This window comes from Mesorhizobium sp. B2-9-1 (assembly GCF_006439455.1).
In the GTDB taxonomy this organism is placed as follows: Bacteria; Pseudomonadota; Alphaproteobacteria; order Rhizobiales; family Rhizobiaceae; genus Mesorhizobium.
The window spans coordinates 194,618-207,291 of the sequence record NZ_VFTP01000008.1; the positions used below are offsets into that span (position 1 = coordinate 194,618).

The following is a 12,674-nucleotide window of genomic DNA, read 5'->3' on the forward strand; positions in this document are numbered from 1 at the left end:
GGAGCGAGACGTTGGCTATCCCTGGAACACCCCTCATCCGTCTCGGCGCTGCGCGCCGATCCACCTTCTCCCACAAGGGGAGAAGGGGGAGCGAACCTTGCTGCGCCGCAAATTGGTGAGCGTGCTTTCTCAACGCGTCAGTTCCTGCCATTCAGCGATACGGTCCCCGGCCGCCCGGCCAGGGAGACGGGGCGGGCGGCCGGTCAGAGCCTTGGCGACGAGGCGTTGCGCTATCCTCGCCGCCGTTTGGCCCTGGTGTCTACTTGTTCGGTGCCTGGTCGATGATCGACTGCATCGTCTCCTGCGCGTTCTTGATGGCGCCATCGACGTCGTCGCCGAAGAACACCTCGTTGATCATCTGCGTCCACGGCCCGTTGGCCGAGTTGATCAGGTCGTTGAACACCACCGAATAGGGAGTCTTGCCCTTGGCCATCGCCTCGGCCGCCACCTGGTAGCGCGGGTCGAGGTCCTTCAGCGCGTCCTTGGCGATGTCGTTTCGCACCGGCAGGCTGCCATATTTGGCGAGGATGGTCTGGCCCTCGAGCGAATAGGCGAAGTCCAGGAACTCCTTCACCACGGCGATCTTCTTGGTGCCCTTGGTGACGACGAAATTGTCGCCGCCGGCGAAGGACGACCAGCCGCCATCCTTGCCCGGCAGGAAGGTGATGCCGTAGTCGACGTCCGGGTATTGCGTGTTGAGCGCGCCGATGGCGAAGGCGCCGGACGGCGAGATGCCGATCTTGCCGCCGGCGAAGGCGGCGAAGAAGTTGGCGCCGGTGTCGGTCTGCGCGCCCTCGGGCACCAGCCCCTTCTTGACCATCGAGCGGTAGAGGTCGATCGCGCCGCGCAGCTGCGGGCTGTCCAGCGTTGCCTTCGAGCCGTCCTCGGACAGGATGTCGCCGCCCGAGGCCCAGATCAGCGGCGTGAAGGTGAAGATGTTGCAGCCGCCGCAATTGCCGGAGAAATAGAAGCCCTTGATGTCGCCGCCGAGCGCGTTGACCTTTTCGGCGTCGGCCTCGATCTCGGCCCAGTTGGCCGGTCCCTTCTCAGGGTCGAGCCCCGCCTGCTTGAACAGCTTCTTGTTCCAGATCAGCACCGAGGCGTCGGCCGAGAACGGCAGGCCGTAGATGCGGTCCTTGTAGGTGCCGGTCTTCACATGCGCCGGCGACAGGCTGGCGAAATAGGGCAAGGATTTCGCCCAGTCGGTGATGTCCTCCAACTGGCCGGCGGCGGCGAAGGACGGCGTGTAGATCAGGTCGAGCGAGAGCGCGTCGGGCGCGGTGCCGCCGGCGGCGGCCGCGCCATATTTCGGGATGATCTCGGCGTTGGGAATGATGTCGAGCTTGATCTGGTCCTTGTTAGCCTTGTTGAAGGCGTCGACGATGCGCGGCATGAAGTTCGAGCCGTCGGCGCGCACCCAAATGTTGGCGGTCTCGGCGGACGCCGCCTGCAGGCCGCCGCCGATGACGGCCGCGGCTAAGGCCAGCTTGGCAAACATGGTCTTCATCTTACTCCTCCTCATGGTTCTCCTCCCTGTTTTGGCCACGCCGCCCGGCGGAACCGAGCGCGTAAGCCTTGTTGCTTCATTGCGGCGGACTGCCGCATGACTGACGCACCACCAGCCGGCACGGCAGTTTCCTGATGCCCGGCGCGGCCGGCTGGCCGTCGACGAGCGAAAGCAGGGCAAGCCCGGCCTCGCGGCCGAGGCTTGCCAGGTTCATGTCGATGGAAGTGAGCGGCGGGCGCGTCGCCTCGGCCACGATCTCCCAATTGTCGAAGCCGATGACGCCGACATCCTCGGGCACGCGGATGCCGCGTTCGCGCAGCGCGTCGATGACGCCGCGCGCGATCTGGTCGTTGCCGCAGAAGACGGCGTCGGGCCAGCTGCCCGCCTTGCCGAACAGTCTTGCCACCGCATCGCGGCCCCAGGCTTCCGACCAGGCGCCCAGCAGCGGCTCGGCTGTGGGCAAGCCGTTCTCCCTCAGGACGTCGCGATAAGCCTCGGCCCGCGTATGCACCACGGCGAAGCTCGCCGGGCCGCTGACATGGGCGATGCGGCGGCGCCCGAGCCGCAAGAACTGCTCGACCGCCAGCCGCGCGCCGCCGGCATCGTCGGAGACGAGGCCGACCGCGCCGGGATCCGGCTGGGTGAAGGCGTAGACGACCGGGATGCGCAGGTTGGAGAGATCGACCGGCAGATGGCGGTCGATGCGCTTTCCGGTGGCGACGATGCCATCGACGCGCTTGTCGAGCATGGCCTCGACATGCAGCTGGCCGAGCCGCTGGTCGTCCTCGACATTGCACAGGAACACCGACACGCCCTTGTCGACCAGCGCATCTGAAACACCGGCCATCAGCGGCAGCGAGAAGCGGCCATAGGTATCGTTGGTGAGCAGCCCGACGGTGAAGGAGCGTTTTCGCAACAGACTCTGCGCCAGGCTGTTCGGCCGAAAGCCGAGCAGCCGCGCCGTCTCGCGGATACGCTCGCGCGTTTCCGCCGTCATGCGCCCCTGCCCGTTCAGCGCCTTCGAGGCCGTCGCCACGCTGACACCGGCCGCGGCCGCGACCTCGCGCAGCGTGACCGGCGGCTTGGCGGAAACTGGCGCTGGCTCGGCGTCGGAAGGCATGGGCGCGGCGAATTCCCTTAGCTGGGAAAAGGTTTTCTCTTGCCGCCCTGCGCGGTGATGACGGGTGAGGTCAGCGAGCGCGGAGCGGGTTGGGAAAAGGTTTTCTCAGGGACGAGATTAGGGGAAGGTGGCGGGGTTGGCAAGGGGGATGAGAGGCAAGTGAGGCGATCAATCGCTGCTAGTCCAGAATCTTGGCCGGATGAACTCGACGTTCCCAGGTGCTCCACTGGCGCTCGCGCGGGATAGCGTCAGACCGACCGACAAGATCGAAGATGACGACGACTATGTGAAGGACGTGAAGACGTTCATCCGCGCCCTGAAGTTTGTGGAATACAGGATGACCGGCGTGCGGCCGAAGACCACACGCTGCAGTGATGCACAGGCCGTAATCCCCCGGTTCTACTTACTGACGACTTGAAGAATCACGCGCACTCGTGCCTACAGGGCGCGGCTTGCGGATAGATTTTTCTGTGGGGGATCTTCACAGGTGAAAGCAAGACGGCCTCAGTGCTACCTGCAGAGTGCCGACAGCAACATGATGATATGGGCGATACTACGCTGAATCGCTTAGGAGTATCCGCAAGCCACCCCCATGACAGTCGTATCCCTTAAACTGGAGCTGTATCGGAAAGCGGAGGACATCACCGATCTTGCAAAGATTCTTGGTCTGAAGCCAGCCCACATCTCCTATGCGCTTTACCATTTGCCACTTGCCGACAGATACGAAGAGTTCACGGTCCCTAAAAAGACAGGTGGTGTCCGGACGATCAAAGCACCTCATAAAACGCTGAAAGCGATCCAAAAGCGGCTCGCGAAGGACTTGCTCGAAATCGAACAAGTTCTGGAAAAGTCGCGCGTAAAGAAGACAAATTGCATTCTCGCGCACGGCTTTAAGAAGAAGCTCTCCGTCATGACAAATGGGGAGAACCATCGTAAACAACGCTACGTGTTCAACGTGGACTTGAGGGACTTTTTTCCCACCATCAATTTTGGTCGGGTGCGAGGTTTCTTTCTGAAGCATAAGGATTTCGAGCTGAAGCCCGCTGTCGCAACTGTGCTTGCGCAGATCGCCTGCCATGACAACGAGTTACCCCAAGGAAGTCCATGCTCGCCAGTCATCTCTAACCTCATAGCTAGCGTTATGGATATCCGGCTCAACGAATTGGCGCATCGGCATAATTGCACTTACACCCGGTACGCAGACGACATCACATTCTCGACCAGCGAGAAGATTTTTGCGCCAGCAATTGGACGGCGGAATGTAAGCAGCATCAATCTGTGGGAGGCTGGAACCAGCCTCGCTAAGGTAATAAAAAATGCTGGGTTCAAGATCAATCCAGCCAAGACCCGTATGCAACTGGATTACTCTCGGCAGGAAGTGACCGGCGTCGTCGTCAATCAGAAGGTGAACGTTCCGGCCAACTACTACGCAGAAGCCGCTGCCATGTGCCATCACCTTTTCATGGATGGGGAGTGCTTCGTTAAAGTCGCAGGTGTCAAGCAGCCGCTGCCGCGCCGGAAACTGCGCGGGCGGCTCGCCTATATTTATCAGGTCCGCGGTAGAGGCCCGCTCATCAAAGCGGCGCCTGAGGATCAAGAGGAAAAGCCGAAAGGTGGGAAGCTCTGGGCGAGTTCTAAACTCTTCGAGAGGTTCGTGGACTACGTCGACCTCTATGGCATCGAACGGCCGGTCGTCCTTTGCGAGGGAGTGACGGACAACATCTACATCAAATCTGCCATCCAAGCACTTGCACCCGCCTACCCCACGCTCACGAACCCAGCCGGCGAACTGAAAATCAAGTTGTTTAAGTATACGAAAACATCGGCGGCACTGCAGCAATTGAGCGGCGGGGCCGGCGAGCTGGGAAAGCTGGCTAATACGTACCCAAGCCGCATCAGGAAGTTCAAAAGTGGTGGGCAACACCCACTAATTATAATCGGTGACTCCGATGATGGGTCGAAAAAGCTCTTCGCTGCTGTCGAATCCAAGACCGGGAAAAAGGTGGATGGTTCGCAGACCTGGTACCATATGGGGGCAAATCTCTACGTTGTGCCAATCCCTAAGATTGGGAATAAAGATACCGATATCGAGCGGCTTTTCGACGTTGCGCTTTTAAAAACGATCTACGACGGCAAGACGTTCGATAAGACCAATGCGGAGAAAGACGGCACCAAATTTTACGGGAAGAAGGTGTTCGCGACGAAGGTAGTCGCTGCGAACAAGGCAACTGTGGATTTTGGTGGTTTCAAGCCGTTGCTCGCGACTATCGCGGAAGTCATCGATCACCATAAAACCACGGTCGTCCCGCCTACGGTCGCAGCGGTGGCGGCTGGCGGACCTTAGTCGACTGAGAATAATTAGCGCCCTGCTGATCGATATTGGACCGACAACGAAAAGCAGCCCTAAGGGTGCTGCATGTGGTTTCCGCCGTTTATGCGTGGGTGTTGGACTTCGAGTCCAGGAAATGATCCACGTCCACTGACATATTGGCTGCATCGCAACGCCGTGGTCTCAGTGTGAAAGTCCCGTTTCACACTCTTGGACAGTTCGACGGAGTTTTGACGTCTGCTTTTGGGAACCTGCATAACAGTCCGCAATGACTGACATGAGGCGCAAAGCTGCCGATCATGTCGTGGAAAGCGCACATCGTCTCCGAGGCAATACAGCCCAATCACAGTTTGTCCTCCGAAAAAAGCCACGTGCGGTCAGCGGCCGGCCCGCCATTCCACCGCGTCCCGCCTTCTGCTTGAATACCGTCTCCACCACCCAGGAGCACCGCCCATCGCCACCGAACCCTTCGCCCCTCTGCGCCAGCGCTTCCTCGCCCGCTGCGCCGATCAGCTCGCGGAGCTGAAGGCCATCGCGCATGAAGCTGCTCCCCTGCCCGGCAACGATGCGCTCATCCGCCTCGCCCATTCGCTGGCCGGCGCCGCGGGCACATTCGGCTTCGCGGAGATCAGCGCGCGGGCCTCGGTGCTGGAGACGTTACTCGTCGAGCAGGCGGATGGCGCAAGCGTTCGCGCTGCGCTCGATGCTGGTAGCGGAGATCGAACGGACGCTGGCTTGACTGGCGCTGACCTGAGCGGGCCGGCCGCGCCTATTTCTTCGCGCCGCCGAGGGCAAGATTGGCCAGGAGTGAGCGCCAAGTCTCGGTCATAATTCTCCAGCTTCTTTTCCGGATAGATACCGGCAAAACCTATCCCGAGGTCTAAAGAGCCCTGCGCATCGCCCCGCTGGAGTGATTGCCACCGTCGGGCTGGCCATTTTCGGGAGCATCGCCTGCTTGTACCTGTCGTAACGGCAGTTTGCCCATGGGTGTGGTATTTTTGCCACCACAAATTCCCACAACCCCTGCTAGAACCTCGTCGGGTTTTAACTTGGGGTTCTGAATCATGCTTCTTCGTATTTCCGCGAAATCTGTTTTGTTGGGCGCCGTTTCGGCCGTCGCTTTGATGTCGGCCGCGCAGGCCGCCGACGTGGTCCAGCAGCAGGCTGCTCCGGGCTTCAACTGGAGCGGCGTCTATGTCGGCTTCGGCGTCGGCGCCGGCGCCAATGTTCACAAGCTCAGCAGCGATTTTGTGCCGGGCCTTTCGCTGAACGGCATCGGTGGTGAAGGCGTCTACGGCCAGGTGACTGCCGGCTATGATTACATGGTATCGCAGCGCTTCCTGCTCGGCGGCCTGATCGACGCGCATGTCGGCACGATCAAGACTTCGCTCGATGCCGGTGGCTTCAATGCCGATATCAAGGAAACTTACGGCTTCGATGTTGGCGTTCGCGCCGGCTACCTGTTGACGCCGACCACGCTGGGCTATGTCCTGGGTGGCTATGCCTGGCAGAAGTACAAGCTCGACACCAATGCCGGCTTCGGTTTCGATTGGGACCAGGGCGGCTACTTTGTCGGCGCCGGTGTTGAAACGGCTATCAGCAGCAACTGGACGCTAAAGGGCGAGTACCGCTACACCCGCTTCAGCACCAACGACAGCCTGCTCTCGGATGCCGGATTGCCGGCGCCGGACGGCACGCTCAACCTCGACACCTCGCGCCATACGTTCGAGGTCGCCGCCAGCTATCGCTTCAACGCCAATGACGGCGGCGGCGCCAGCTTCGAGACGCCTTCCTACAACTGGACCGGCTTCTATGTCGGCGGTGGGCTCGGTGCCGGCGCGGTCGTGCACCAGATCGAGATTCCGCCGCTCGCCGGCGCCAAGTTCAATGGCCTCGGCGGCGAAGGCGTGTTCGGCGAAGCCAGCATCGGCTACGACCAGGACATGGGCAGCTGGGTGATCGGCGGCCTGGTCGACGCGCGTCTCTCCGGCATCAAGTCGAAGCTTGATCTGGGTGGCATCCTGGGCGGTGTCGACTCGATCAGCCTCAATACCGATTATGGTTTCGACGTGCTCGGCCGCATCGGCATGAAGGTCAACGAGGCGACGCTGGCCTACGCGCTCGCAGGCTACAGCTGGCAGCACTTCAAGCTCGATGCTCCGGCACCGCTCGACGTCGATTGGGGCTCTAGCGGCTTCTCGGTCGGCGCGGGCCTGGAAACAGCTCTGTCGGACAAGATGACCGTCGGCATCGAATACCGTTACTCGCAATTCGAGAAGGAAGACTTCTCGGATGCATTACCGATCCCGAGCGGTCTCGCGATGGCGACGCCGTCCTTCCACACCGTGCGGATCGACGCCAAGTACAAGTTCAACTAAGCCAAGGCCTCCAGCCAAAGCGAAAGAGCCCGCCGGTCATTCCGGCGGGCTTTTGTTTTGTCGGGAACGCGCCGGCGTGGCCGTCCTATGGTGCGAGACCTAACCAATGGAGGATGCCATGAGAAAGCTCATCGTCACCGAATTCATCACCATCGACGGAATCGCCGAGCACGAGAAACTGCCAGAAATAGCTTGGAACGATGAGATGCAGGCATTCAAGGAGAATGAGCTTGCCGACAGCGGCGCCATGCTTCTCGGACGCGTGACCTACGAAATCTTTGCCGGCCACTGGCCTGCCGAAAAAGGCGACTTCGCCGACCGCTTCAACGCACTGCCGAAATATGTCGCCTCGACGACCTTGAAAGCGGTCGATTGGCATCCGGCCGAACTGCTCGAAGGCCCCCTTACCGATGCGGTCACCCGGCTGAAGCAACAAAGCGGCGGCAACATCTATGTGCATGGCAGCGTGAATCTCGCCCGGCAACTGCTCGGCGTTGGCCTTGTCGATACCCTCAGACTGCTCGTTTATCCGGCAGCCGCAGGCCAGGGCGAACGGCTTTTTCCTTCGGACAAACCGACAGCGCTCGAGCTTGTCTCGGCCGTGCCGTTCAGCAATGGCGTGGTGGCGATGGAATATAGGGCGGTCGCGAAAGCTTAGACTAGAGGGGCGGTTTTCCGTCCGGAATTGCGTCAAAACAAAGAGATAGGGCGTTTCGCCGTTTCCGTGAAACGGTGAAACGTACTGGTGGCCTACTGTCTAAATGCCCGGCTGATCTGGTCCTGCAGCGGCTTGACCAGATAAGACATCACCGAGCGATCCTCGGTCCTGATGAAGGATTCCACCGGCATGCCGGGCACCAGCTTGACCTCGCCGAGCCGCGCGACCTCCGCAGCGGTCGTGGTGATGCGCACGGTGTAATAGCTGGCGCCGGTGCGTTGGTCGGTGGTGATGTCGGGCGAGGTCCGTTCGACCACGCCGTCGATCTGCGGCGTGGTGCGCTGGTTGAAGGCCGAAAAGCGCAGCGAAGCGGGCTGGCCGACCCATAGCTGGTCGATGTCGCTCGGCGCGATCTTGGCTTCCACCGCAAGGCTGTCATTGTCGGGCACGACCTGCATGATCGTCTCGCCCGGCTTCACCACGCCGCCGATCGTATAGGCGATCGACTGCTGCACGACGCCGTCCTGCGGCGCGCGGATGTCGACCCGCTTCAACTGGTCCTCGGCGGCGACCTTGCGTTCCAGAAGCTCGCCCATCCGGCCGTCGACATCGCGCAGGTCCTTGTTCACTTCGGTGCTGAGGTCGAGATCGATCTGGATGATCTGCAGCTTGATCTCGGCGATCCGCCCCTGCGCCTGGGCCTGGGCCGCAATAAGCTGGCCGCGTTCGCCGTCGAGGCGCGTGGCCTCTCGCTCGGTCTGGGTCAGCCGGTCGATGGAGATGAGCTTCTTGGCCCAGAGCGTACGCACCGAGGCAAGCTCCTTCTGCACCAGCTCTATCTCCTTGCTCTTGGCCTCAGCCTGCGCCGTGTCGCCGGCGATCTCCTTCTCGAGCTGGGCGATGCGTTCCCCAAGCTGGCTCTTCTGGCCCGCACGCGACGTGCGCCGTGTCTCGAAATGCTGCTTCTCGCCGGCCACCGCCTCGGCGACGTCAGGATCGGCAATGCGGTCCAAAAGCTCGTTCGGAAAGATGATGGCGTCGCTGCCGCGGCGCTCCGAATCGAGGCGCGCCTTGCGCGCGGCGAGCTGGTCGAGCGCCTTGCTCACCACGCCAAGGTTGGCTGCCGGCACAGTGCGGTCGAGACGGACCAGAAGATCTCCAGCTTTCACGTGGTCGCCGTCCCGGGCGTCGATCTCCGCAACGATGCCGCCGGTGGAATGCTGTACGTCCTTGACGTGGGAATCGACGACGAGGGTGCCGGGGGCGATGACCGCGCCGGCGATCTCGGTGACCGATGCCCAGCCACCGACGCCGCCCGCAAGCAGGATCACCACGCCGACGCCAAGCCGCGTGTAGAAGCGGATGGATAAATGCGAGGCGCCTGATGTAGCCATGTCAGCGCCCTGCCTCGGTTCCGTCGGCAACGGCCAGATGGGGACCGTCGGAAGCCACTCTCAGTTGCGGGGCGCCGGCCGGCACCGGCCGCAGTGTCGGGAACATCTTGGCGAACACCTCGTCTTTCGGGCCGAAAGCATGGACGCGTCCCTGGTTCATCGCCAGCACGAAATCGACGGCCGCCAGCACGTTCGGCCGGTGCGCGACGATCACGACAACCCCGCCCCGTTCGCGGACACCCAACATGGCCTTGATCAGGGCCTGCTCGCCGTCCATGTCGAGGTTGGAATTCGGCTCGTCCAAGACCACGAGGAACGGATCGCGATAGAGCGCACGCGCCAGCGCGATGCGCTGGCGCTGACCGGCCGAGACCGCCTCGCCATGCTCGCCGATCTCGGTCTCGTAGCCTTCGCGGAAACCGACGATCAGCTCGTGCGCGCCCGCCGCCTTCGCCGCGGCGATGATGGCGCCGGCGTCCGCGTCCGGCTCGAAGCGCGCGATGTTCTCGGCCACGGTGCCGGCGAAGAGCTCGACATCTTGCGGTAGGTATCCGATATGGCGGCCGCGCTCCGCCTGAGACCATTGATCGAGGTCGGCGCCGTCCAGCTTGATGCGGCCGGCGAGCGGTTGCCAGGCGCCGACAAGCGCGCGCACCAGCGTGGACTTTCCCGACCCGCTGGGCCCGATGATACCGACGCCGTGGCCGGCCTCCAGAGCGAAGCTTGCGTCGTGGACCAGCAGTCTCTGCGTGCCCGGGGCGCCGACCGAGACGTTTTGCATGCCGACATTCGCGCTCGGCGGCGGCAGCAACATCGGCTCGGTTTCAGCCGGCAGCGCCGCCAGCACCCTGTTCAGCCGCTGCCAGCCCTGGCGCGCGGTGACAAAGCCCTTCCAGTTGGCGATCGCAAGATCGACCGGAGCCAATGCGCGACCGCTGAGGATCGAGGCGGTGATGATGATACCCGCCGTTGCCTGCCCCTCGATGACCAGCCAGGCGCCGAGACCGAGCATGGACGACTGCAGCAGCATGCGCAGGACCTTCGATATCGCGCCGAAGCCGCCTGCCACATCGCTCACCTTGCGCTGCTCGGCGATGTAATCGAGGTTGGCGTCTTCCCACCGCGCGGTAAGACCGCCGGCCATCCCCATGGCGGCAACGACTTCGGCGTTGCGATTGGCGGCGCTGACCAGGCCGTTGCGGCGGATGCCGCTCGACGTTCCGGACGAAACCGGCTTTCGCGTCAGCCGTTCGGCCATGATCGTGAGCGCGACCAGCACGATCGCGCCGACCAGCGCCGTCACGCCGAGCAGCCAGTGGAACATGAAGATGATAAACAGATAGAGCGGCAGCCATGGCAGGTCGAAAAGCGCCGTTGGCCCGCTGCCCGACAGGAAGACGCGGACGCTGTCGAGGTCGCGCATCGGCTGCAAGCTGTCGCTGTCGCGGCCCGTCCTGAGGGGCAGACGCAGGATTGATTGATAGACTCGGCCGCCGAGCGCTTCGTCAAGCGCCCCGCCGATGCGGACGAGCACGCGTCCGCGCACGAATTCGAGCACTCCCTGTCCGCTATAGAGAATGAGGAGCAGGATGGAGAGGCCAACCAGCGTCGGCAGGCTGCGGCTCGGCAGCACGCGATCATAGACCTCAAGCATATAGAGCGAGCCGGCGAGCATCAGAACGTTGAGCACGCCGCTGAACAGTCCTACTGCGAGGAAGGCGGAGCGGCAGGCGCGAAGCGCTTCGGCAAGTTCCGAGCGCTGAGGGCGCCTGGCGGGTTTTGCTGCCGGGCGAGCGCTGGCGCCGATGTTTGCGACTGTCGCGCGCCCACTGACGTCGTCAGAGCGCGCGCGAAACAGAACCAGACCGCCGAAGGCGGCGACCGCTGTTGCGCCCAACACCGTGCCCCCTGAGAGCGATCCGCGCGCAACAATCGCCACGCCAAAGATGAGAAGGACGAGGCCTGCCAGCGTCGTCCTCGCCTGCCCTGTGCCGAGCATGCCAGTTGTTGCCATGGCGGTTTTCACTAGGCCCGATTAGATCACACCGCTCAGCTGATGCCCGTCAGCCCCACAACCTCGTGCAGCGTCACCCAGAACTGGTCGAGCGTATTCGGGTGGTCGTCGACGATGCTGGTGCCGTTGAACCAGGCAACATGACCGCCGGGGCCGGGGCCGGAGGTCACCAACTGGCCCTGGTTGAACCACATCAGGGCGTTCTTCAAGCCTTCGCCGTCGGCTTCCTTGCCCCCGTTCCAGTCGGTGATGCCGGCAGGATCAGTCACGTCGACATATTTGGTCCAAGCATTGGTGTTAGTCTTGAGCGCGTTGCCCAGTAACGCTGTGCCGGCGCCGTTGGTGTCGATGAAGCCGTCATTGTTGGCGTCAAGGTTAGCGCCAGCCGTAGACCAGGCGCCTTGGCTCTTAAGCCACATCACCGCTTCGTCGATCAGATTATCGGGCTGAGCGACGCCGTTGTTGATGTTGAGCTGGGTTGCAATCGCCTGCTGCAGCATGATTAGCCGCGCGTCACCGCCAGCCGAGGCGGATTCGATCGACTTCGCCAGCGAGATTGAGATCCACAGATCGTGCGTGTCGTTGGCTATGCCGTCGGAGTTGGTGTCGCCAAGCAGAAGATATTTGCTCTCGTCGATCTTCGCTGTGGTCAGGTCGTCCTTACTCGGATTCACATCGAGGCTGGACAACACGCCCGAAGCGTATGCGCTCTTGGATGGATTACCTTCGTTGCCGCCGACGTTGTCCCAAACATCCGTGTGGCTGCCCCAGAACCCTTGCGTCAGCGCCTTGTTGGAGAAGCCCTCATAGTCGCTGCTATCCGTGGCGCTCGGCGTGCGCGAATGTTCGGCGGTGTCTGTATATGCGTCGGTCGTGGCCGTCGCGTTGTTGACATAGCTACCCACCTGCGCCGTGCCCGTGGCTTGGTAGTGCCAGGTTTCGCCGATGTCGAAGACGCCGTTCAAATTGCCGTCGCCGGTGTTGAACCCGCTGCTGGTGATCGCCGTCGCATTGAAGTCGTCGCTAGGATTGAGCGGAGTACCATTGTCATCCTTCACAACCACGTTGGTGAGCGCGACATTGCCGTCATTGGTCACATCGTACGTCCAGGTGACCGCCTGACCTTGGAAGATGTCGAGGCCGTGGTCGACGCCGTTCGTCTTCTTGTCGAGCGTGATGTGCGGATCGGCGCCGAAATAGCTGGAATCGTCATGGGCGGTAACCGGCACGCTGTGACCGGCATCGTCCTGATAGGAACTCGTGGCCGTGCCGGT

At 62.2% G+C, this 12,674-nt stretch carries 10 protein-coding genes; 5 read left to right on the forward strand and 5 right to left on the reverse strand.

From position 1 onward, the window contains the following. Nucleotides 1-259 precede the first annotated feature (259 nt). Nucleotides 260-1,507, reverse strand: coding sequence for a sugar ABC transporter substrate-binding protein (locus FJW05_RS17015; RefSeq protein ID WP_140634156.1), 1,248 nt, complete (start codon nucleotides 1,505-1,507; stop codon nucleotides 260-262). Between the two features lie 76 nt (nucleotides 1,508-1,583). Further along, nucleotides 1,584-2,627 carry a LacI family DNA-binding transcriptional regulator gene (locus tag FJW05_RS17020; RefSeq protein ID WP_140634157.1) on the reverse strand — a complete coding sequence of 348 codons (1,044 nt, stop codon included), beginning with the start codon at nucleotides 2,625-2,627 and terminating at the stop codon, nucleotides 1,584-1,586. A 199-nt stretch (nucleotides 2,628-2,826) separates the two neighbouring features. Here FJW05_RS17020 and FJW05_RS17025 point away from each other — a divergent pair, with 199 nt between their 5' ends. The 5 genes from FJW05_RS17025 to FJW05_RS17045 all read left to right on the forward strand — a co-directional run bounded on the left by FJW05_RS17025 (nucleotide 2,827) and on the right by FJW05_RS17045 (nucleotide 7,992). Further along, nucleotides 2,827-3,045: a hypothetical protein gene (locus FJW05_RS17025; protein WP_140634159.1), complete on the forward strand. Its 219-nt coding sequence runs from the start codon at nucleotides 2,827-2,829 to the stop codon at nucleotides 3,043-3,045. 174 nt (nucleotides 3,046-3,219) lie between these two features. After that, a complete protein-coding gene (locus FJW05_RS17030; RefSeq protein ID WP_140634161.1) occupies nucleotides 3,220-4,971 on the forward strand; it encodes a retron Ec67 family RNA-directed DNA polymerase/endonuclease in 1,752 nt (583 codons plus the stop codon). Nucleotides 4,972-5,487: 516 nt separating this feature from the next. Then, nucleotides 5,488-5,787 carry an Hpt domain-containing protein gene (locus FJW05_RS27770; RefSeq protein WP_246673498.1) on the forward strand — a complete coding sequence of 100 codons (300 nt, stop codon included), beginning with the start codon at nucleotides 5,488-5,490 and terminating at the stop codon, nucleotides 5,785-5,787. Between the two features lie 233 nt (nucleotides 5,788-6,020). Next, nucleotides 6,021-7,334 (forward strand): outer membrane beta-barrel protein, encoded by a 1,314-nt coding sequence (locus FJW05_RS17040; protein WP_140634163.1) that lies wholly within the window; start codon nucleotides 6,021-6,023, stop codon nucleotides 7,332-7,334. Nucleotides 7,335-7,452: 118 nt separating this feature from the next. Next, nucleotides 7,453-7,992: a dihydrofolate reductase family protein gene (locus FJW05_RS17045; RefSeq protein WP_140634165.1), complete on the forward strand. Its 540-nt coding sequence runs from the start codon at nucleotides 7,453-7,455 to the stop codon at nucleotides 7,990-7,992. A 92-nt stretch (nucleotides 7,993-8,084) separates the two neighbouring features. Here the strand turns inward: FJW05_RS17045 and FJW05_RS17050 are convergent, their stop codons facing one another. The 3 genes from FJW05_RS17050 to FJW05_RS17060 form a co-directional block, all read right to left on the reverse strand. Continuing rightward, complete coding sequence (locus FJW05_RS17050) at nucleotides 8,085-9,386, reverse strand: HlyD family type I secretion periplasmic adaptor subunit (RefSeq protein ID WP_140634167.1); 1,302 nt, start codon at nucleotides 9,384-9,386, stop codon at nucleotides 8,085-8,087. 1 nt (nucleotide 9,387) lies between these two features. Then, entirely contained in the window at nucleotides 9,388-11,400 is a 2,013-nt protein-coding gene (locus FJW05_RS17055; RefSeq protein WP_246673494.1) for a type I secretion system permease/ATPase, read from the reverse strand. A gap of 35 nt (nucleotides 11,401-11,435) precedes the next feature. Next, the coding region (locus tag FJW05_RS17060) for a hypothetical protein (RefSeq protein ID WP_210239101.1) at nucleotides 11,436-12,674 on the reverse strand (1,239 nt) is incomplete at its 5' end.

Excerpts from the sequence above, each read along its gene's own strand:
- FJW05_RS17015 (WP_140634156.1), bottom strand. The coding sequence starts at position 1,507 with ATGAAGACCATGTTTGCCAAGCTGGCCTTAGCCGCGGCCGTCATCGGC.
- FJW05_RS17020 (WP_140634157.1), bottom strand. The coding sequence starts at position 2,627 with ATGCCTTCCGACGCCGAGCCAGCGCCAGTTTCCGCCAAGCCGCCGGTC.
- FJW05_RS17025 (WP_140634159.1), top strand. The coding sequence starts at position 2,827 with ATGAACTCGACGTTCCCAGGTGCTCCACTGGCGCTCGCGCGGGATAGC.
- FJW05_RS17030 (WP_140634161.1), top strand. The coding sequence starts at position 3,220 with ATGACAGTCGTATCCCTTAAACTGGAGCTGTATCGGAAAGCGGAGGAC.
- FJW05_RS17040 (WP_140634163.1), top strand. The coding sequence starts at position 6,021 with ATGCTTCTTCGTATTTCCGCGAAATCTGTTTTGTTGGGCGCCGTTTCG.
- FJW05_RS17045 (WP_140634165.1), top strand. The coding sequence starts at position 7,453 with ATGAGAAAGCTCATCGTCACCGAATTCATCACCATCGACGGAATCGCC.
- FJW05_RS17050 (WP_140634167.1), bottom strand. The coding sequence starts at position 9,386 with ATGGCTACATCAGGCGCCTCGCATTTATCCATCCGCTTCTACACGCGG.
- FJW05_RS17055 (WP_246673494.1), bottom strand. The coding sequence starts at position 11,400 with ATGGCAACAACTGGCATGCTCGGCACAGGGCAGGCGAGGACGACGCTG.